This window comes from Chthonomonas sp., assembly GCF_035294505.1.
GTDB lineage: Bacteria > Armatimonadota > Chthonomonadetes > Chthonomonadales > Chthonomonadaceae > Chthonomonas.
On record NZ_DATGKU010000198.1, the window covers coordinates 1 to 21,005 of the forward strand.

The 21,005-nt window shown below is 56.2% G+C and carries 17 protein-coding genes and 1 tRNA gene; 6 read left to right on the forward strand and 12 right to left on the reverse strand.

Going from position 1 to position 21,005, the window contains the following annotated elements; all coding sequences use genetic code 11:
- From ppdK to VKV18_RS12430, 5 genes are all read right to left on the reverse strand, one after another.
- A partial coding sequence (gene ppdK, locus VKV18_RS12410; RefSeq protein ID WP_324204518.1) for a pyruvate, phosphate dikinase occupies positions 1–2,630 on the reverse strand: 2,630 nt, incomplete at its 3' end.
- Between the two features lie 165 nt (positions 2,631–2,795).
- Positions 2,796–4,103, reverse strand: a complete 1,308-nt coding sequence (locus tag VKV18_RS12415) for a PhoPQ-activated pathogenicity-related family protein (RefSeq protein WP_324204519.1) — start codon at positions 4,101–4,103, stop codon at positions 2,796–2,798.
- Between the two features lie 60 nt (positions 4,104–4,163).
- Positions 4,164–5,648, reverse strand: a complete 1,485-nt coding sequence (locus tag VKV18_RS12420; protein WP_324204520.1) for an FAD-binding oxidoreductase — start codon at positions 5,646–5,648, stop codon at positions 4,164–4,166.
- Between the two features lie 14 nt (positions 5,649–5,662).
- Positions 5,663–6,409 carry an SDR family NAD(P)-dependent oxidoreductase gene (locus VKV18_RS12425; protein ID WP_324204521.1) on the reverse strand — a complete coding sequence of 249 codons (747 nt, stop codon included), beginning with the start codon at positions 6,407–6,409 and terminating at the stop codon, positions 5,663–5,665.
- A 60-nt stretch (positions 6,410–6,469) separates the two neighbouring features.
- Entirely contained in the window at positions 6,470–6,985 is a 516-nt protein-coding gene (locus VKV18_RS12430) for a DinB family protein (RefSeq protein ID WP_324204522.1), read from the reverse strand.
- Between the two features lie 216 nt (positions 6,986–7,201).
- On the opposite strand from VKV18_RS12430, the gene VKV18_RS12435 reads away from it, so the two are divergent.
- Genes VKV18_RS12435 through VKV18_RS12445 form a run of 3 tightly spaced genes read left to right on the forward strand, consistent with a single transcriptional unit; the run spans position 7,202 to position 8,910 of the window.
- On the forward strand, positions 7,202–7,831 hold the full coding sequence (locus tag VKV18_RS12435; RefSeq protein ID WP_324204523.1) for a methyltransferase family protein: 630 nt from the start codon (positions 7,202–7,204) through the stop codon (positions 7,829–7,831).
- Between the two features lie 13 nt (positions 7,832–7,844).
- Positions 7,845–8,549, forward strand: a complete 705-nt coding sequence (locus tag VKV18_RS12440) for a Crp/Fnr family transcriptional regulator (protein WP_324204524.1) — start codon at positions 7,845–7,847, stop codon at positions 8,547–8,549.
- 25 nt (positions 8,550–8,574) lie between these two features.
- On the forward strand, positions 8,575–8,910 hold the full coding sequence (locus VKV18_RS12445; RefSeq protein WP_324204525.1) for a hypothetical protein: 336 nt from the start codon (positions 8,575–8,577) through the stop codon (positions 8,908–8,910).
- On the opposite strand, the gene VKV18_RS12450 is transcribed toward VKV18_RS12445, so the two are convergent.
- Complete coding sequence (locus tag VKV18_RS12450) at positions 8,831–9,709, reverse strand: NAD(P)-dependent oxidoreductase (protein WP_324204526.1); 879 nt, start codon at positions 9,707–9,709, stop codon at positions 8,831–8,833. The genes VKV18_RS12445 and VKV18_RS12450 overlap by 80 nt on opposite strands.
- A gap of 22 nt (positions 9,710–9,731) precedes the next feature.
- Positions 9,732–10,172, reverse strand: a complete 441-nt coding sequence (locus tag VKV18_RS12455; RefSeq protein ID WP_324204527.1) for a DMT family transporter — start codon at positions 10,170–10,172, stop codon at positions 9,732–9,734.
- A gap of 267 nt (positions 10,173–10,439) precedes the next feature.
- Here VKV18_RS12455 and VKV18_RS12460 point away from each other — a divergent pair, with 267 nt between their 5' ends.
- Positions 10,440–12,419: an alpha-ketoacid dehydrogenase subunit alpha/beta gene (locus VKV18_RS12460; RefSeq protein ID WP_324204528.1), complete on the forward strand. Its 1,980-nt coding sequence runs from the start codon at positions 10,440–10,442 to the stop codon at positions 12,417–12,419.
- A gap of 732 nt (positions 12,420–13,151) precedes the next feature.
- Here the strand turns inward: VKV18_RS12460 and VKV18_RS12465 are convergent.
- From VKV18_RS12465 to VKV18_RS12480, 4 genes are all read right to left on the reverse strand, one after another.
- Positions 13,152–14,543 carry a replication-associated recombination protein A gene (locus VKV18_RS12465; RefSeq protein ID WP_324204529.1) on the reverse strand — a complete coding sequence of 464 codons (1,392 nt, stop codon included), beginning with the start codon at positions 14,541–14,543 and terminating at the stop codon, positions 13,152–13,154.
- 514 nt (positions 14,544–15,057) lie between these two features.
- A tRNA-Leu gene (locus VKV18_RS12470) sits at positions 15,058–15,138 on the reverse strand.
- A 47-nt stretch (positions 15,139–15,185) separates the two neighbouring features.
- Positions 15,186–17,183 (reverse strand): beta-galactosidase, encoded by a 1,998-nt coding sequence (locus VKV18_RS12475; protein WP_324204530.1) that lies wholly within the window; start codon positions 17,181–17,183, stop codon positions 15,186–15,188.
- Positions 17,183–18,514: a DUF1015 domain-containing protein gene (locus VKV18_RS12480; protein ID WP_324204531.1), complete on the reverse strand. Its 1,332-nt coding sequence runs from the start codon at positions 18,512–18,514 to the stop codon at positions 17,183–17,185. The genes VKV18_RS12475 and VKV18_RS12480 overlap by 1 nt, the downstream gene beginning before the upstream one ends.
- 195 nt (positions 18,515–18,709) lie before the next feature.
- Between VKV18_RS12480 and VKV18_RS12485 the strand changes: the two genes are divergently transcribed.
- Together VKV18_RS12485 and VKV18_RS12490 are read left to right on the forward strand one after the other, a co-directional pair.
- Positions 18,710–19,273: a DUF1858 domain-containing protein gene (locus tag VKV18_RS12485; protein WP_324204532.1), complete on the forward strand. Its 564-nt coding sequence runs from the start codon at positions 18,710–18,712 to the stop codon at positions 19,271–19,273.
- A 2-nt stretch (positions 19,274–19,275) separates the two neighbouring features.
- Positions 19,276–19,755, forward strand: coding sequence for a DUF4149 domain-containing protein (locus VKV18_RS12490; protein WP_324204533.1), 480 nt, complete (start codon positions 19,276–19,278; stop codon positions 19,753–19,755).
- On the opposite strand, the gene VKV18_RS12495 is transcribed toward VKV18_RS12490, so the two are convergent.
- Positions 19,724–20,245 carry a MarR family winged helix-turn-helix transcriptional regulator gene (locus VKV18_RS12495; RefSeq protein WP_324204534.1) on the reverse strand — a complete coding sequence of 174 codons (522 nt, stop codon included), beginning with the start codon at positions 20,243–20,245 and terminating at the stop codon, positions 19,724–19,726. The genes VKV18_RS12490 and VKV18_RS12495 overlap by 32 nt on opposite strands.
- Positions 20,246–21,005: the final 760 nt, after the last annotated feature.

Consider the following 21,005-nt stretch of genomic DNA (forward strand, 5'->3'; position numbering starts at 1 on the left):
ACACGGAACGGCGAGCAGGAGACGTAGTCCAGCCCAATACGATGACAGAACTTCACGCTATCGGGGTCGCCGCCATGCTCTCCGCAGATTCCTAACTTGATGTCCGGCCTCACCCGTTTGGCCGATTCGGTGGCCATGCGCATCAGCTTGCCCACTCCCTCCTGATCTATCGTCTCAAAAGGATCGGTGGGCAATATCTTCTGCTCCAGATAGGGCACCAGGAATTTGCCGGCATCGTCACGGCTAAAGCCGAACGTCATCTGGGTAAGGTCGTTGGTGCCGAAGCTGAAGAACTCGGCGTTGCCGTTTTGCGGGTCGGCCAGTTGGTCGGCCACGAGCGCCGCACGCGGTATCTCGATCATGGTGCCGAATTTATAGTCTATCGCCACTCCGGTCTCTTCGATCACCTTTTTCGCCACGCGCTCCAAGTTGGTGCGGACGGTTTTCAGCTCGTTAACGTGGCCGACCAAAGGGATCATGATCTCCGGGTACACCTCAATGCCGCGTTGCTTTACGGCCACGGCCGCCTGAAGAATGGCGCGCGTCTGCATCTCCACGATGCCGGGGAAGACGATAGAGAGTCGGCAACCTCGCAAGCCCATCATCGGGTTGGCCTCGCGCATGCTCTCCACAGCCCGCAGTAGCCTCTCCTTTTCGGCAAGCTCCTGCGGGTTATCGCCCCGCATCCGCAGCTCCACAACTTGTGCCAAAAGCTCGTCATGGGAGGGCAGAAACTCGTGCAACGGAGGGTCAATGAGGCGAATGGTAACCGGCTTTCCGGCCATCACCTCAAAAATCTCCTCGAAATCCTTCTGTTGGATGGGAAGCAGGCGATCAAGGGCGTTTTGACGCACCGACTCATCCTGCGCGAGGATCATCTCTTGAACGATGGGCAACCGATCTTGCTCGAAGAACATATGTTCGGTACGGCAGAGACCGATGCCCTCCGCGCCCAACTCAACGGCCTGGCGTGCATCGCGCGGGTTGTCGGCGTTGGTGCGCACCCGCAGCTTGCGAATGCTATCGGCCCAACCCATTAGCTCGGCGAAGGCACCGCTCACCTCCGGCGCGATCAGCGGCAAAGCGCCCAAATAAACCGCTCCGGTCGAGCCGTCTAGGGTGATCACATCGCCCTCATGCACGGTTGTGCCGTTGACGGTGAAGGTTTTGGCCTCCTCATCAATCTTCAACCCTTCGGCGCCCACCACGCATGGGATGCCAAAGCCACGGGCGACGACCGCGGCATGGGAGGTTTTACCGCCCCGTGCCGTCAACACCCCCTGCGCCGCCAACATGCCGTGCACGTCATCGGGGTTTGTCTCGTCGCGCACCAAAATGACCTTCTCTCCTGCCCCACCGTGCACCCCGAGTTTGGCTGCGGTATCGGCATCGAACACCACCTTTCCTACCGCAGCGCCCGGAGAGGCGGGAATGCCGGAGATCAAAGGCTTCTTCCCCTCAAGCGCTTTGGGGTCTATGCGCGGATGCAATAGCTGATCGAGATGGGAGCCGGTAACGCGGGTGACGGCCTCCTCCTTCGTAATAAGCCCCTCATGCACCATATCCACGGCGATCTTCACCGCCGCCGGGCCGGTGCGCTTGCCCGAACGGCACTGCAGCATGAACAGCCGCCCATGCTCGATGGTAAACTCCAGGTCTTGCATGTCCCGATAGTGCCGCTCAAGGATGTTGCATATCTCGACGAACTGCCGATAAAGCTCCGGGTTCTGAGACTGCAACTCCGAGATGGGCACCGGGGTTCGTACCCCGGCCACTACATCCTCGCCTTGAGCGTTCATGAGGTACTCACCGAACATCACCTTCTCGCCCGTGGAAGGATCGCGCGTAAAAGCAACGCCCGTGCCCGAATCGTCGCCGGCGTTCCCGAACACCATAGCCTGCACGTTCACCGCGGTGCCGAGATTATCGGGGATTTTTTCCGTACGCCGGTAGACGATGGCGCGCTCGTTGTTCCAGCTTTTGAACACGGCCTCGATGGCAAGTTCGAGCTGTTCATAGGGATCGGTGGGGAAGTCGCGACCGGTTTTCTCACGAACATACGCCAAAAACTTTTCGGAGATGAGCTTCCAATCCTCTGCGCTCATCTCCAAATCGCTTTTGTAGCCCTTTTGCTCCTTATAGGCCTGCAGAATTTTGTTGTCGAAGTCGTGTTTGCTCAGCCCCAGTACCACGTCAGAGAACATCATGATAAATCGTCGGTAGGCATCGTAGACAAAGCGTGGGTTGTTGGTCTCTTCAATGAGGGCTTTTGCGGTGGTTTCATTCAGGCCTAGATTGAGGATGGTATCCATCATGCCGGGCATGGAGAACTTAGCGCCCGAGCGGACGGATACCAATAGGGGCCGGTGGCTTCCTCCGAACGTGCGCCCCATCTTCTCTTCCACGAACTTCATCGCGGCGCGCACATCGTCCATGAGGCCAGAGGGAAGCTTCTGGCCGTTGGCATAGTATTCGTTGCAGACTTCGGTGGTGATGGTAAAACCTGGGGGAACCGGAAGGCCGATGTTGGTCATCTCGGCCAAGTTCGCGCCTTTACCGCCCAAAAGGTCGCGCATCTTCGCATTGCCTTCATTGAACAGGTAGACGCGCTTCGTAGCAACTGCGGTCATAGATTTTAAATCTCCTTCTTCTCGTCGTGTCGAAACCTTCTACTGCAAGGGCTTCGCCCTGGCAGCTTATGATCGCACGGATAACTCCTTCAGCAACTAGAGATTTTACCTCATCCGCCACTTCCAAATAGGCTTCCTCTGAAGCAAGGTGTGTCTCACTTCAATCTAGTTTTTGGCCTGTTTTTCCGGCGTGCCCAAAATCTGTATCTGCGTCGAAAGCGTAAAACGCTGCCCATCCTGCTCAAACACAAGCTCTCCAAACAGAGCCGCACAGCCCTGAGCCGGTGTGGGCAAATGACCGCTGCACACGTTGCCGTTTATCTCCATCGGTTCGAACGTCCAGTGCGAATCGCGGAAATCCAACGTGGGCGCATAGGTCCTCCATAGTCGCGCCTCCACCGATGCCGGGCTGCTCTGCACCTCCAACGTCGCCCCTTGTGCATTCACCGTGTACTTCCAATGCATCTGAGGCCACTTTTTGCCGCCTGCAATGGCGCGCACAAAAGCCATTAAGGTCGCATATACTCGCGATCGGTCCTCTAACCCGTGCCCACTGTTGGGATCATACAGAATCCACTTGGGGCCTTTGAGGCCGTTCCAATAAAGATTAAGCGAATCCTGCGACCAATACCGGTCGTTTGTGCCCAGAATGATAAGCTTGGGTAGCGTCAGTCGGTCCCGATAGCTGTAGGGGTCTTCCAGCTGAATCAACTCATGGCCACGAGGGGTTTGCAGCTTCTGAGGAATATCTGCCTTCGTGTAGTCATCTACCTGCTCGCTTAAAGCGCCATAAGAGGCCAGCTGATGCGGAATTTGAGCCGGTATGTTCAGCACGTCAATCACCATAGGGGCAATCGCCTTCACCCGTGGGTCGCCGCTTGCACCCACCAACCAGGCCGTCCACCCCCGTTTGGAAGCACCGGTTACTAAAAATCCGGTGATCTCCGGCCGCTTCTCCTGTTTCATCAGCGCCTGAATAGTATCCATGGCCTTAATAACAGCTTTCGCCATTGGGAAGTGCAAAGGCCATGTGGTATCTCCCGTATCCAAAAACTGCAGCCAGGTATAGACAACCAGAGCGTCTTCGGTGCGTCCGTCAAACAGCGGCTGGTTGGGGATGTCGAAGAGAATGGCGAACGGCGTCCCCGACATCTTGGCGGCCATAATGCCGAGCTGCGTCTCCTCCAGCGAGCCATCCCCACCCGTGTTCAGCAGCGTGCAGAAATGCGGATAGGTGGCACTGTCCGGCACAAAGACCTGCAGATGATGGTGCCAGGTGATGCCGTGCCATGTTAGGGAGGTCATCTGGAGATCGTAGAGGGTCACTCCGTTCATATGAGAAGTCTGGGTAAGGTTCCAGTGGTAAGCCGGCTCCGGTTTCTTGATATAGTCCTGCAAGGCATCCCCCTTTGCTGCAACGGCCAAACTGGCCGCCAACATGCAGATCAGCGCTTTTCCGAATAATCGTAGCATAGTTTCTCAGTCCTTTCTGAAATTCCTGCCTAATTTGCCTGTGACTCCATCTTAAACAAGCTATTCGCACATGGATGGGAAGAGGCGCCTGCCCAGCGCACTCTGCAGCAACCCCTCCGGGTCGCACTCCCTTTTGAGCTTGGCAAACTGTGTTATCGTCTCTTCACCGAGATAGGCGCGGACGGTATCCGGGTCAAGGGTGCTGTCTTTGGCAAAATAAAAGCGCCCACCCGCTTCCAACACAAGCCGATTCAGTTGCTTGGCTAACGCCCATACCCGCTCGCGCGTACGCGGGTACACAGGGATATCCAGCGCCAGCGAATAGCCATCTACACTATGGGTCATAAGAAACCGATCGCGCCGATGCCGTTTAAACACCCCCAACCACGGAACGATCCCCTCCCGCTGGCAAAGAGCGAGTTGGGCGGAAAAACAGTGTGCTGCCTGCTCGGCAGGAATGAAGCTTTGATACTGAATGAGACAGCCGGGCTTATAGGCCCACTTCCAATTCGGCACATAGTCCAAAAGAAAAGCAAATGCCGCATGAGACTGGCGTACCCGCTTGTGGTTTCCTATTGTGTTGCCCGCCGTAAACTTCGCCCAGTTCACAAAGCGCATTCCGAGGTTATTAGCAAACGGCCTCATGAGGCGCCACATAATGGATTTCGGAATGAAGCCCATTAGCGTATCGGGCAGCTCTTGGTGCTCTACTCGCAGCGTTTGTGCCGGAACAGGGTCCTCCCCCGGTGCCAAATAGCGAGCGGCATGTACCAGACCACGCCCCAACTGCCGCCCTGTTGCAAAGCAGTCAATCCATCCGACAAGGTAGTCGTAAGAATCCATGCGCTGCTCAAACTGCTCCACGATGTCCTCGAAGTTTTGGGTAGAAAAGGCATCCACCTCCAAAAGGCCACTGTAGACGCGCTTGAGCTGCAGTGTGAGACGTGTAAAGCATCCCAACATGCCGAACCCGCCGATGGCCGCATAAAACAGCTCCGCATTCCTCTCCGGGCTGCAGGTCACGATCTCGCCGGTGGGCAGAAGCAGGTCGAACTCCAGAATGTGCTCTCCAATGGGCCCCACCTTCCAGTTGTTTTTACCGTGGATGTTCATGGCCGCCCCGCCCCCCAGCGAAACGTACATCGTGCCGGAAACAACAGGCGGCCACCAGCCATCCTCAATGGCGTAACGCCAAATGTCGCCAATCGTCGCCCCAGGTTCCACCGTAATGCGACCGGTATGCGGGTTCCAATCTAAAATGCGGTTCATGCGGGTGAGGTCGAGACAGATGTTTTCGGCTAAAAGCGCCGCATCCCCATAGCTGCGCCCCATGCCGCGCAGGCAAACTTTACGCCCATGCTGCCGAGCCAGAGCGAACACCTCCTGAACCCCCTCTAATGTGGAAGGGCGAAAGACATAGGCCAAAACCGAGGTGTTCATGCCCCAAGCCTCGATTCGCTCTAAACGATCGGAAGGTAGAGGCTTTGTGAGACCACTTTCTAAACAGAGGGGTTGTGATGGAAGGGAGGTTTCTGAAAGGCTCATGGTTCTCCTTGGCACTACACGTTGAGGCGTTTGAAAATAAAGGAGGGAATAAGGCGCACAATAGCCATAATGGGACGCCAAATGCGCGGCACATAGACCACGCCATCACGACGTGCCCCCTTTAGAATCAACTCCGCAGCTTTGTCTGCCGAGATAAGGAATGGCAAGTTCTTCAACCCCTTTACCAAAGGCGTATCCACCGGACCAGGCTTAATGGTCACAACACGCACCCCATAGCGCCCCGTGCGATTGCGCAGCCCCTCTAAATAGGTATCTAAAAACGCTTTGGAAGCGCTATAGACCGGGAAATGGCGGCGCCCTCGATCTCCTGCTACCGATGAGATGCCTATCAAGGTTCCCGATCCGGCCCTCTCAAAGCGCTCCGCCGCCACGTCTAACCAGGCGACCGCGCCGCGCACGTTCACATCTATCGTCGCAAGGTCTTTTTCCAGGCTGTACTCATGCTCGGCAAGAATGGGCATGATCCCGGCAGAATAGATGATAAGGTCGAGTCCGCCTAACTCATAGGTGATCTGCTGAAAAAGTGCTGGAACACACTCCACCTCGCATACATCATGGCGATAGAGAAGCGGTTTGGGAGCACCGGACGCCGCGATCTCTTCGGCGATCTGCTCCAACTTCTCCAAGCGCCGTGCCACCATCGCAACCAAACAGCCTTCTGACGCCAACTTCCGGGCCAACGCCTCCCCAATTCCAGAGGAGGCGCCGATAATCACTGCACGCTGCCAACTCTGCTGCATTTTTTGCTCCGACCCCTCTATCTACCTCAATAGCATACCTTAGGAGCGCCATAAGACCATCTACTCTTCTTTGCCGCTTTGCCGAGCGTGCTTCAGCCACTCCACGATCTGCTGAAGGTGATAGGCATCGTGTGCTACCATCTGGGCGATCCAGGCCTCAATAGTTATCGGCCCTCCAACACGGGGGCTATCCTCCAGATAGCGCCCCTTTCGCTCCCACGCCCTGTTCGGCAAAGCCTTTACCATCTCCACCGTGGCCTGCCGACGCTCCGCAAAGAGGGAGCGCTGCCGATGCGGGTCGCTTGCCGCATAGTTGTACTGCTGTGCGAACTCGTCGGGATCGAGATCGGGAAGTTTCGGGAGATATTCGTCACGAATGCGGATGAGACGATTTTGAAAGACCTCCTCCCAATCGGCGAGATGCGCTAAAACCTCACGCAAAGTAAACCGCTGTGGGTCGGGACGACTATCCCAAGCAGGCGACTCAAGCGGTACAGAGGCCGTTAGGGCCTCCAGTATCCTCGGCGTGCCCTGCAAGGCACTCACCAGATTGGCGCGAACAAAGGGCGGTAACATGGCCGCTTCCCTCCTTTTGAAACGCACACATCGCTCTAGCGATAGAACTTAGCGGCGCCCAATCTTTTACCGGTAAAATATTACCTAGAAAAGGAGTTGTTCTCCATTTTCGGGCGTAGTTACTTTTAGAGCTGCATCTCGCCGAGAGTATCCCCCATCTCTGTAACGACCTCGGCGCCGACCGTACGAATTTTTGTAAGGAGAGAGTGCTTTCGTATGTCGAACTTCTCATTGCGCGCCACCACGGCGCGAGTGCTTCATCGTCCCCCCCGGGAATGGGGCGCCTGGATATTTCAACGGCGAACCTGGCTGCCCTTATTTCTCTTGCCCATACTCGCCATTCCCTTTGGCTTAGAAACGAATTTAATCCTCAACATCCCCATAGGGGTTTTTCTGGTTGCCTTAGGCGAAACCATCCGTTTTGTGGCCGTTGGCTATGCCGGAACCATCACGCGAACCCGCAATGGACGGCTTGCTCCTCTCATTACCTCCGGTCCCTACCGCTTTGTGCGCAATCCTCTCTATATCGGCAATCTGCTTCTCTTTACCGGCCTTCTTGGGCTTCTTGGGCGTTGGCTCTGGCTTCCCATCCTCCTGCCTTTGGCGCTTGGCTACTACCACCTCGTTGTGCTATGGGAGGAACAGCATCTACAGCGTATTTTTGGAGAGGAGTATGAGATCTATGCCGCCCAAGTAAGGCGATGGTGGCCGCGATTTCGAAGTTCTACACTTCCCTGCATTCACCGCTTCTATCCTACGGTAGCCCTACGCAGTGAGCGAGGAACACTGGGCATGCTGGTGCTGGCCGTTCTCATATGCTTGCTCTATTGGACGATCCTCTTATAGGAGCGGCAACACGATGAAACCCATTTGGTACCTTAAATTCTATCCCTATCGGCTGCTGCTAACCCCTGAGGAGGAAAATCAAACGCTCTGGCTTCCACCCAACACGCCATGGGAAGCCCCTAGCGATAGGGCGTTTATCTTGACCTCCGGCCACATGCGCATAGTGCGCTGCCTACAAAACCATCCCTCCCTTACCGTGGAGGTGCTAAATTCGGGTGAAGTTGTGGGCACATTTTCCGTAAAAAAAGATGGTTCCGACGGAACGGAACAGGCCATCGCGATGGCCGACGGTTGTAAAGGGGTGCTCCTCGACCGGAACACCCTGTTACGCAGGGCGGCTACTTGGGAACTTCCTCCCATTACCGTCCGTTGTCTTATTGGGTTCTCTTTAACGACCTTACAGACTCATCCGCTTCATCTGCTTTTTAGACCTTTAGAGGCTCGACTGGCCTCCGCGCTACTGCTTATCGCACAAAGCAGTTCGGAAGAGGGGCAGGGACGTTTTCTTGTCATCCCGCCGCCTCCACCGTCTCTTTTGGTGCTGTCCGACCTGGCCGGCTGCAACCATGAGCTGGCGTACGATGTGCTTTCGCGTTGGCGCGAGCAAGGTATTGTTCAACGGCCTTATAAGTGGCTTACTATTCTCGACAAAGAAGCGTTGATCGCGATCGCAAATAGTGCAGTGGAACAGGAGGAACATGCGACCACTACCACCTAGCCGTTGAAAGAGGAGGTATGGAAGCATGCCACAACAGAAGTGTGTTGAAGCGGGGGGCGCCCTGCCCCAGGAGAGCGTGCGATTGTCTGGAAGCCCCCGCGTCAGCCTCGACAGCCTCGAGGTGGATGCCCTTACCGGGCGCCCCATCTACCTTGCCGGCCAACGAGTGATACCCGGCCGTTACCGCCAACTCGAAACCGGCCGAGAGGTCGTTCTTGAGCATGAAGATCGTTTGCCGGCCAGCCTTGATGGCCGTGTAGCCTGCTATATCTGGCTAGGCCCTAGCTCCGTCCCTCGGATACTTCAAGAGCCAACTCCGCCCAGTCGGCCTCACCCCGTCCGCGAGCCACTCGTGCTGTAAGCCGATTATGCACGAGATCGGCAACCGGCATGGGGACGAGGCTCGCCCATGCGGTTTGCAGCACCAACTCCATATCCTTCCGAATAAGCGATGCCGTAGCTCCTACCGGCTCGTAGGTCTGTCGGGCGATCATGCGTCCATAGTTTTGATAGACTGGGCAGGCGAACAAGGTTGAGGAGAGCATTTCATGAATGGCTTCACGTGGAATCCCGTTCCTCTCGGCTAAAGTGTAGGCTTCGGCCATCGCCTCAATGGCCGCACCGATAAGCATGTTGCCGGCAAGCTTCACGATGTTGGCCGCTTCGGGGTCTTCACCGAAGTCGAATAGCCCTTGCCCCATGGCCTGAAGAACAGGCTGAACTCGTCTCTTCGCCTCCGCAGGCCCCGATAACACGATCCAGAGCCGCGCCGCTGCGGCCGCATCTGGACGCCCGAATACCGGTGCCGCCACATAGAAACCGCCATGTCGCCGATGATGTTCCGCCAAACGGCGCGAAGTCTGCGGCGAGATGGTGCTCATCGAGAGATGTACCCCATCCTTACCCAGCCGATCCTGCAGTCCTTGTGCACCAAAGACGACCTCATCGAGGGCAGCATCGTTTGTGAGCATCGTAATAACGATGCCGCCCGGCTCGGCCACCTCAAACGGATGCGCGACCGCCTCGGCACCTTGAGCCACAAGAGGCTCCATTTTTTGAGGTGTTCGATTGTATACTCGCAGACGGTAACCGGCCTTTAGCAGGTTTGTGGCCATCGCGGCGCCCATGCGACCTAAACCTATAAACCCAATGGTTTCCATAGAACCTCCTATTTTGGATGTTTTAAAACCGTTTCAAGAGAACGACCCCTGCCAGTAGCAGCAGAGCGCCTATCACCCTCCCCAGTGAAAGACTGTGTTTCGGCAGCTCGAATAAGCCGAAATGGTCGAGGATCAGAGAGGCAAACAGCTGTCCGGCCACCACAAAGCCCGTCAACGTCGCCACTCCCACACGAGGCGTCACCACAATGGTCACCACCACATAGGCCGCCCCCAACAGACCTCCCATCCAAGCCCAGAAGGGAATTTGGGAGAGCGCACCGGCACTTGGCAAAGCAGGGCGCGAAAAGGTAAGATAGATTAGTAACCCGATGAGACCTACTACAAACGAGACAAAAGCCGCCATAGAAGGGCTATCCAACCCTCTACCCAATCTCGCATTTACAGCGGCCTGAATCGCAAGTAGGCCTCCGGCAAAAAACGCGATCCATATCAACATCTTCATTCGGCTCTCCTTCCCATTACGGATACGCTTAAGTGGTGCGTGTTTCGCCTGGTTAACCCAAAAACCTTTAACGACGCCTCCGTAGAGGACGTATAGGAGTAGTAGAAAGGCCCAAAAGGCCTGCGTTTATGGAAAAACTTAAGAAAAAAAGCAGGAATCCCACTCTAGGGAACGAAACTAAATAGGCGAACCGCCCAAAAGGCGTATCAAAGAGGAAACCGAGACCCGGTAGAATTCAAAATCTGGCCACAACATCGGGAGCAAGCTATGGAGCTAACCCTTACCCCACAGGAGACGGTGCTACCCGCCCGTGCTCTCCTACATCTGATGGCTCTTGCACGCGAAGGAGATCGTCGCGAGGGCATTCTACTTCGTCAAGGCAAAGGATGGTTTCAAGTTTCGGGCTCCGGCCATGAGGCGCTAGCCGCCCTCGTGCTGGCCCTGCGGCCCGATGACTACCTGTTTCCCTACTATCGTGACCGTGCGATGGCGTTGGCACGCGGGGTTACCAACTATGAGTTGGCCCTAGCCTATTTTGCAAAGCGAGATAGCAGCAGCGGTGGGCGACAAATGCCCGGCCACTATAGCGATCGAAAACGCCATATCTTCTCCGTAGCCACCCCCACCGCCTCACAATGCCTGCCCGCCTGCGGCATGGCATGGGCACTGCGCCTGGAAAAAAGCGATCGAATCGTTTTGGTAAGCCTTGGAGATGCAGCTACTCGGCAGGGCGAGTTCTACGAGGCTCTCGCATTCGCCATCCAAGAGCGTCTGCCTATTGCCTTTGTTATTGAAGATAACCGCTACGGCATCAGCACTCCCACCGAAAAGTTCTTTCCGTATCGGCTTGGCGTGCTCGGCGAGAAGCACCTTGTAAAGCTAGATGCCCGCGACCCCTTTCAACTGTTCACCGTAGGGAAACAGGTTTTTGAACGGCTCCGAAAGGGCGAAGGGCCTGCCGTCCTCTGGTGCGAACTCGATCGGCTCTGCTCCCATACCAGCAGCGACGATCAGCGCATCTATCGAGATGCAAAAGAGCTTGAAGAAGAGGCTCAACGCGACCCCATTGAGCTGTTGGCCCAACGCCTTATCCAAGACGGCCAGCTGACCTTAGAGGAGTGGCAAACAGAACGCGAAGTCATCGCCAACCAAGTGGATGAAGACTATCGTGTGGCCGAATTGGCCGCCGATCCCTCCCCTGCCGACGCCACCTCCCACCTATTCGGCCCGCCGACCACGCCAACGCTACCTCCTCTACAGATCGCCGGCACCACTACCATGGTGAACGCCGTCAATCAAACGCTTCTCAAAGCCCTCGAAGAGAACCCCAAAGTCCTCCTCTTTGGAGAGGATATAGAAGACCCAAAAGGCGGCGTCTTCGGCTTGACAAAGGGTCTCTCCCAACGTTTTCCCGACCGCGTCTTCAACTCTCCCCTTGCCGAAGCCACCATTGTAGGAGCCGCCGTTGGGCTGGCTGCAGCCGGCTGGCGTCCGGTCTTCGAGCTGCAGTTCATAGACTTCATCTGTCCTGCACTCAACCAGCTCATGACGCAGGTATCCTCGCTACGTTGGCGCACCTGTGGCGACTGGGCGTGTCCCCTTACCCTCATTGCCCCCTACGGCGCCTATCTTCCCGGCGGAGGGCTATGGCATAGCGAAAGCAACGAGGGCATGTGGGCGCATATTCACGGCATTCAAATTGCCATTCCCAGCACTCCCGAAGATGCCGCGGCGCTTCTATGGACGGCCATACATGGCAACGATCCCACCCTTTTTCTTCTTCCGAAACACATTTTCCGAAAACGCTCTCCCTTTACCCCGTTCAACGAGCCGCTGCCCTTTGGCCGCGCTGCCGTTCGCCGTACCGGCGAGGACGTTACCTTGGTAACATGGGGCAACTGCTTGGAGCTTGCCGAACAGGCTGCCGAACACCTCCAGGCGGAAAACGTGTCGGTTGAGATCATTGACTTGCGCACCATCGTGCCTTGCGACTACGCCACCATCGAAGCCTCTCTGCGTAAAACCGGGCGGCTTGTGGTGGTGCATGAGGACTCGCGCACCACAGGATTCGGGCAGTGCATTATCACCGAGATGGTGTCGCGCCCCGAACGGTTTAATCTGTTGCTTTCTCCACCCCAACTTGTGGCACGCGAAGATGTGGCTATTCCCTTTAACCCAAAGCTAGAATACGCCGTTCTGCCCGATCTGCAGCGGGTTTTAGAGGCCATCCAAACCACCCTCGAGTAGAGTGGGAGCGAATGTCTAGCCTCCGACAACCTCTACCCACCGTCGGTTTCTTGGGTTAACCCTTAAATTTGGAGCGGGCAAGCTTGTCTAATCCTCCCACTGGATAGCGGGGCACCTCGCGGTGAGCGTCCTCGCGGACGGCACCTTTGCGGCCAGCACAGTTCCCGTGATCGTCTATCTCCCTGGCCGCTGCATCGCCGTGCGCTAGCACCTCCCGGATCGGGGGAAAGGAAGGGATAGGGGGCGAGCAAGAACTGAATTTGCCAGTTGGCTCTAAAACCGTGAGATTCTGCAGTCCCTCACCCCATCCCTCAGAACCGGTGGGGATTGAAACACAAGATTTCTCGCCTTCGGCTCGAAATGACAGCTGTTTATCTCGCTTTCGGCTCGAAATGACAGGCGTATCGCCGGCTCTTCAAGGCCGACGCCCTCCTCCTCAAGGCCGACGGTGCTACACACGGCACTTTCTCAAGACCGACGCCCTCCGCCTCAGCGGCCCAAGAGATTCCCTTTGATCGCCTCTTCCCCTGGCCGCTGCGTTGCTGTCCGCGAGGACGAAAGGAAGGGATAGGGGGCGAGCAAGATAGGCTGAATTTGCTAGTTGGCTCTAGAACCGCGAGATTGGCAGTCTCTACAGCCCCACCCCATTGATAGGGAGTAAGCACGCCTTCTAATCAGAACACAAAAAGAGGAAGCAACACGTCGGCACAGAGTACCGGCACCTTTAGAGAACTAGGCAGTCGGTGGTTCCTCATCCAAAGGCCACTGGTGATGTGGCTTTGCCTCTAACCGTTGTTTTATCTGGGCCTCATAGCCCTGTTCGGTCGGCTGATAGAAGGGAAGTCCCTGCACGCCATCGGGCAAGTAGCTCTGCTCCACATAGTGGCCTGCATAGTCGTGTGGGTAGAGATAGGGCTGTTGCGTTAAATGCCCCTCCACCGAATGGACATCTAGTAGATGCGCCGGAACCGGTTTTGCTCCATGAGCACGTATTTCGGCCAGGGCGCGCTCTATGCCCAAATAGGCCGCGTTGCTCTTAGGGGCCGCCGCAAGATAGGTGGTAGCCTGGGCCAATAAAATGCGCGCCTCAGGCAGCCCCACCCGTTCCACAGCCTCCGCCATCGCCGAGGCCACCACCAACCCCATCGGGTCGGCATTGCCGATATCCTCCGTAGCGAGAATCAGCAGGCGCCGCGCGATGAAGCCGATGTCCTCGCCACCTTCGAGCATCTTGGCAAGCCAGTAGAGGGCAGCATCGGGGTCGGAGCCACGCACCGACTTGATGAACGCCGAAATGGTGTTGTAGTGTTCGTCGCCGCTTCGGTCGTAGCCGAAGGCCTCCGGATGCTGCCGCACAAACGAGATCGTAAGGTGCCTTCGTCCCTCCGCATCGGGAGAAAGTAGCGTGGCAACGGCCTCTAAAGCGTTAAGTGCCCGACGCGCATCCCCATGCGCATTGATGGCCAGCAGCTCCAAAGCCTCAGGTTCTGCCACAATCGAGAGCGAACCGAGGCCCCTCTCCTCATCACGAAGGGCGCGTTCGAGGAGCCTACAGAGAGTCTGAGGCTCCAATGGCTCAAAACGAAAGAGTTGCATTCGGGAAAGCAGCGGGCCTGCCACCGTGAAGTAGGGGTTTTCTGTGGTAGCACCGATAAGCACAAGAACCCCGTTTTCCACAGGCTCCAAAAGCGCGTCTTGCTGGGCTCGATTCCAACGGTGGATTTCGTCAAGAAATAGAATCGTCCGTCTGCCAACCTGTCTCAAACGACGCGCCATCTCGACGATCTTGCGGGCTTCGGCTACCCCTAATGTGAGGGCGCTATAGCTCTCAAAATGAGACTTCGTTGTGCGTGCGATGATCTGCGCTAAAGTGGATTTTCCACAGCCCGGTGGCCCCCAAAAGAGCGCCGAGGGGATGTCGTCCCTTAAAATGGCCTGGCGCAGCGGCCCCTGCTCCCCAACGATCTTATGTTGACCCAAAAACTCTTCTAACGAGCGCGGACGCATGCGAGCTGCCAGCGGCGTTCGACCCCCCATCTCCTGCTGCCCCTTATTGGGCTGCGATTGCAGTTCCTCTTCTTGAAACAGGGGAGGGCCCTGTGCGCTGTTTGCCGAAAACTCCATAAGAACCTCCTGGCGCGGGGACTGTCGCCTTTAGGCGACAAAAGAAGGGCCACGTTACCTTCTTTCTATACAATTTTTACTGCCCACATGAACCGAACCGTTCGCTTGCTGCTTCAAGGCCGACGGTGCTGCGCACTGCTCCTTTCTCTTAAGGCCGACACAGGGGTTCCCCAGAAAATCTTTCGATTTTCTGGGGCAGGGCGCCCTGTCCCTCAAGGCCGACGCCTTCCCCCCTTACCCAGCCACCCTACAGCAAGTCGCCTGCTTTAGCGGGAGGTAGTTGCCCCCAGAGCCTATTCTACCTTTTCCACACCTCTTATAAGCTGCAACGAGAGAACACCACAACACACTCTCTCCAAGCGTAGGACAGTCTTAGCGTGTGAACATCAAAAGCAACTCACCAAACCTCTTCACCCTGTGTAGAAGCGGAAAGAGGTATATGCGAGGTCGGTACTCCAACAGAACTTTTGGGAAACACATGCACGCTATGCAATGTACTTAGAGGACGGATATATGCCCGGGGCGGGACTCGAACCCGCAAGCCTTGCGGCAGGGGTTTTTAAGACCCCCGTGTATACCGTTCCACCACCCGGGCATAGAAGCGATAACCGTTATAAGTATAGCACTCAAAAGCAGAAGGTTTCAAACCGATTTCACCTCAAAAAGGCGCACCTCGTACGGCGCAAGAGGAATGCTTTCCTCGAAACGCGCCCCAGAGATAAGGTCGGTGAGAGGTGGCTGCAGAGGTGTGCCTATTGGTAGGACGTGCGAATGGCGTGTGTGATTGATCACAAAGTAGAGAGTTCGGCTGCCATCTGGAGCCACACGCTTTGCCACCTCTACCCCCTCCGGCACATCGCTATAACTCGCCTGAAGATGCGCTTTGGAGACCAGCCAATCCGCGAGGGCTTTTTGTAAGGTCTCCTCCAACCAAGCCCCCACGTAAAGCACTCCCCCACCGCTTTCATGCGGATGCCACGTCAGCGCCGGGCGTCCGTCCAACCAACCGTTTGAGACACCGTAATGGCCTAGAATCTCCGTTTTGTCGCTTAACGGACGCAAGCGCTCTGCCCAAATACGTCCCCTCCCCTCCAGCGCATTGCCAAAGGCAACCCGCACCGGCACCTCCTCGTCGAGCGCATAGTACTCCTCTACCTCCACTCCGGCGATCGCTCGCAACGGCCCCGGCTGCAGATACGGATAGAGACGATTATGAATATCCCGCTGACCACAACGCGGTGTCAATACCAACACGCCCCCCTGCTCCACATACGTCACGAGGTTCTGAATAGCTTCTTCCGATAGCACCATAAGCGCCGGCGCGATCACGGCGCGATAGCCCGTCAGATCCGCCTCAGGTCGGAGAATATCTATCCCGATCTGCTGCGAGGCCAACGGACGATACCATTGATAAAGGTAGTTCACCGGGTCGAAGTCGCGATGATGACGCTGAAAATTCACCGCCCATCGAGCGTCGTAGGAGTGAAGCAGAGCCACCTCGTTCTTTACCTGCGTGTTTTGAGTGAAGGCGGCTACTTTAGCAAAGTCGGCCCCGATCTCCTTGGCCTCTTCATAGAATGGGCGTGGCTTGCCGTCGGCACCGATAAGGCAACCGTGCAGCTGCTCCTGTCCGCCCGGAGCCGCCCGCCACTGCCAATAGAGGAGCGCATCGGCCCCATGTGCTGCCGCATGAAAAGCCATCACCCGCGCCTCCCCACGATACAGCACGTTATTGATGCTGGCCCAGTTCACGCTGCCCGGCTGAGTCTCCATGACCCAAAAGTTGCGACGCTTCAGCCCCCGCGTGAGGTCGTGTAAAGCTCCTGTCGTGAGATAATCGTGATGACCTGTACCGATATACCAGTCCCATGACACCATATCGAGGTCCTCGGCCAAAAGATAGTGATCAAAATCCTCATACCACCCCATGTAATTTGAGGTGATCCACTGCTCCGGCCGCGCATGGGCACGAATGGTGTCTACCTGTACCTTCTGAAAACGTCGCCAAGTGTGAGTTACAAAACGCCGAAAATCCAGCATCAACCCCGGATTGTGAGGGCCTATTGGAAGAGGAATCTCCTCCCAGCTATCGTAGGACTGGCTCCAGTAGGCCGTCGCCCAGGCCTCATTTAACGCCTCCAAAGAGCCATAACGCTCCTTGAGGAAGGCATGAAACTGGCGTCGTGCCTCCTCAGAGTAGTCGGCATGGCCGTACTCATTGTCTATCTGCCAACCGATAACCCGCTCATCCTTACCGAAACGCTTGGCCATCTGCTCTACAATAAGCCGACTGTACTTAACAAACACCGGGCTGTTCGGAGAGCCATGACAGCGGTTGCCGTGCTGCATCGGGCGCCCGTTGGGTAAAATGGTCAGCGTCTCCGGGTACCGATGGGTCAGCCAAGCGGGCGGGGCTGCCGTGGGTGTGCCCAACACAACGGCGATGCCGTTGCGATGCAGTAAGTCCACCGCACGCTCCAGCCAATCCAGCCGATAGTGCCCCTCAATGGGTTCCATAGTAGACCAGGCAAACTCCGCAATACGGCAAACATTCATACCCAGCTCGCGCATCAGGCGCACGTCCTCCGGCCAGCGCTCTTCCGGCCAATGCTCCGGATACCAAGCGTTTCCAAAATACATCACTCTTTCTCCTCAAGGGGGAACGATCTCAAGATCACCCCACTGTAAAGTTTGGGATAAAAGTAGGTGGATTTCTGAGGCATCTTGTCGCCGGCTGCCGCCACATCGCGTATCTCCCGTACACGGGGCGGGCGAAGTAAGCACGCCAGCTGATAGGCACCCGACTGCACAAGCCGCACAGCCTCCTCTTCATCGCGCGTATAGGCAACATCCTCCGTGTGCGCCAAGTCTTGCCAGGAGATACCCAATGTGCGATCAAGCACCAACACCTGCAGAATGCTTACGTCTAAACGTCGCCAGGCCTCGCTATGTGTCTCCGACAGAATGTTTTCCGGCAACACCTCCATACGAGGCTGCAATCCATACGCCCGATTCGGCAACACCACCACGAATTTACGTTCCGCATCCGCCCCCTCCTTTAACCAGTCTCTCGCCGCTGCCAGCTCCATAGGGAACACATGAAAATATCGCTCCAATAGCAGTCCCAACGTTTCGAGCCGCTCCGAAGCCACATTTCTCACCAGGCGGTGTGTGGGCAGCACCACCAACCCCGAATCCTCAAAAGCCGTGAGGCCGATGAGAATAAAATCGTGCGGCTTGGGCGGTGTGGAAGGCCCACCCTGCTCTCGTTGATAGTTCAAAGCCGTCTCGTAGCGATGGTGACCATCCGCAATCCAGATGCGTTTCGGGCCGAACTGCTCCTGAAGAGACTTCAAGAGTTCGGGGGTGGTGCAGACGTAAAGAATATGCTCCTCGAGGGTGTCGGACTTCATAGGACTAGGCAGAGCTGCCGTAAGTAGAGGATGAACCGGCTGTATTGCCTGTTTCAGCAAGGCGCTTATGGCCCCATCGGCATCCTCATAAAGCCCGTAAATCGGCTCTGGATTCGCTTTTGTGGCCCGCATAAGCCGAAGCCGATCTTCTTTGGCCTTTGTATGTGTCTCTTCATGAGGAAGCACCACGCCGTTTTCGTAGGGTTCAAGCTTAAGCGCAACAAACAACGTATGGCGTTCACATATTCGCCCCGGTTGGAGAGGATGAGGAAATCGCTGAAGATAGAGGTAGAAGGACGGCTGTGTGTCTTGTACCAGCACCCCGGCCCGCAAGGCTTCTTGTAAAAAAGCGGCAGCCCGTGTATAGCGATTCGATACCTCATTATCCCCCGGCTCCTCTCTATTGAGAATAAGCCGCACGATGTTGTAGGGGCTTCTTCGATAGAGATTTTCCTGTTCCTCGGCGGAGAGCACATCGTAGGGCGGCGAGATAACCTCGGAAAGAGCTACACGCTGCGGGTCATAATGCACACCGCGAAAGGGTTGAATGGTGGCCAAGGGAAATCGCGCTCCTTCGGAAAATGTCAGTTTATTTTAGCGCATCAAAGGCCTTTCTCGTTCTCACCCGCAGCGGCGAGTGCGTTCATAGGTCGAGAGAGCCGATAATGGACAAAAACATCCAAATAGATGGTATAATTCCCAGTGGAAATGCTGCGTCGAGGAGGGATTGCTGCCGTGCGCGTGGCGCCTGACATGAAAATAAGAAAAGTGTTGGAAATCAATGATACGATGCTAGACACCGTAACCGGTTTAACACCGGAGTTTGAAAGGCTTCGAAACCCCATCCTGCGAAAAGCCATGAGCAATCGCATCACCGTAGAGCAGGCCGCCCGCATTGCCGGTCTGCCGCTGGCACAGGTTCTCTTCACCTTGAACCTTGCGGCCGGAGAAGACCCCCATACCCTCGCCGAAGAGCTGAAAACGCTGCCGGAAACGGCTTTTGAAGCAGAGCCGGTGAACCCACCCCAAAAGCCGTTGGAGTTGCAAAACCTTGCCGATGACGACCCGAATACGGTCTTCTTAGACCTTATGCCTTTTGATGAACGTCAAGAAGACCCTCTTCCCACCATTCTCAAAGAGTTGGTAGCCCTAAAGGATGATAAGCGGATTCTGCTGATACGCCATCCCTTCGACCCCATTCCCTTACGCGACCTCGCGATGAAGTTTGGCTTCTTAAGTTGGGCAGAACAGCGAGGCCAACGGGAGTGGTTCACCTACTTCTATCGCCCAAAGAGAGAACAAAACGAGGAGAAATAGCGATGATTTGGAGCCTGCTGTTCGTGCGTCAACTGGCCCTAACCCTCTGGCTTGGAGGCCTGATCGTTATTGACTTCGTGGAAACACCCATCCGTTTTCGCGTACCGGAAGTCAATAGAAATCAAGTCGTTGCCATCGGACGGCGTGTTTTTGCCGCCCTGAACAAATTGGAGGTGATCGCCGGAGCCATTCTGCTGCTGGCTAATGCCCTCCTCCTTCCCCATATTCGGACGAGCGCCCTTCCCCTAGAACAGACGGCTGCCGAAGTGGTGGCCGCTATGTGGCTTGCCGCCTTGGTGCAGTTGGTATGGGTAAGGCCGCGCATGTCGGCGCTAACGCGCGGTCTAGACCTCGTTAACCGCGACCCATCTGACCCGAGATTCGCCAAAATAGGTCGCCTTCATAAGGTCTATTCGGGAATAGACCTGCTGAAAATGTTGTTGGGTCTTGCTACTCTGGCTTTATGGGCACATCCTCACTAGATTGCCCATCCCACCGAGCATGTCCTCCAACCTCAGCGTGTTGGGGTGGAGAGTCTTGGCTTTTCTGCAGATGGCGTAAGAGAAGCTCCAAATGCGGTGCGATGGTCATTAGCTCGCGCTTGTGGGCAGCGGTAAGTTGCTCGAGGATATCCGCGCCTTGGCGAGTCAGCCGTATATAGCTCTTTCGCCGATCGTCGGTTGCAGCGACGCGCTCCACAAGCCCCATTCTCTGCAGCCGATTAACGAGGCCTACAGCGCTCTGATGGTGAATCTGCAGCCTTTCGGCCAGCTCCCCGTTGGTCACGTAGTCGCGCCCCGGATAGCCCTTTATGGCAAGCAAGGCCTGATGCTGACGTGGCGTTAATCCCCTCGCTGCGGCAGCCTGCTCGCTGAACTTCAAAAAACGACGCAGGGCATACCGAAAAGAGGAAAGCATCTCGTAGTCCTCTTTTCCAAGCGTCTCAGAAAACCGATTAGAATTCCGGCTCATCTCCTCCTCATCTTAAAACAAGGGGCCTGTCGCCTTTGGACGACAGAAAACAGCCCAAACCGCCTTATCTCCCTGTCCACTCCTCCTTTCTTTTACGATGGGTGTGGTGTAGACTTCCTCATGAACATCCAACGCCCATCAACATGGCCGGTTCAAAACCAACCAAGTACCTCTGCGGCGTATGTTCAGTTCCTTACTCATCTCTTTCTCTGGCCGCAGCGTTGCTATCTGCGAGGACGAAAGGAGGGGATAGGGGGCGAGCAAGGCAGGCTCACTTTGCTGACTTGTTCTAGAACCGTGAAGCCGGCAGTCTCTGCAGCCCCACTCCTTCTCCTCAAAACTGGCGGGTTTGAAATATAAGATTTCTCGCCTTCGGCTCGAAATGACAGTTGTTTATCTCGTTCTCGGCTCGAAATGACAGTTGTATTCGGCTTGAAATGACAGTTGTTTATCTCGCTCTCGGCTCGAAATGACAGTTGTATTCGGCTCTGTAAGCCCCCACCCCCCCCGCCCCTTCCCCACTTTGGGAGAGGGGCACCTCGCGGTGGGCGTCCTCGCGGACGGCGCCTTTGCGGCCAGCACAGTTTCCATAATCGTCTCTTTTCCTGGCCGCTGCATCGCCGTGCGCTAGCACCTCCCGAATCGGGGGAAAGGTCGGGATAGGGAGCGAACGAGGTTGGCTTGCTTTGCAGACTGGCTCTAGAACCGAGTCCCGTGATGAGTGGGTAACCCTTGTGATTACCCCTACAGCCCCACCCCC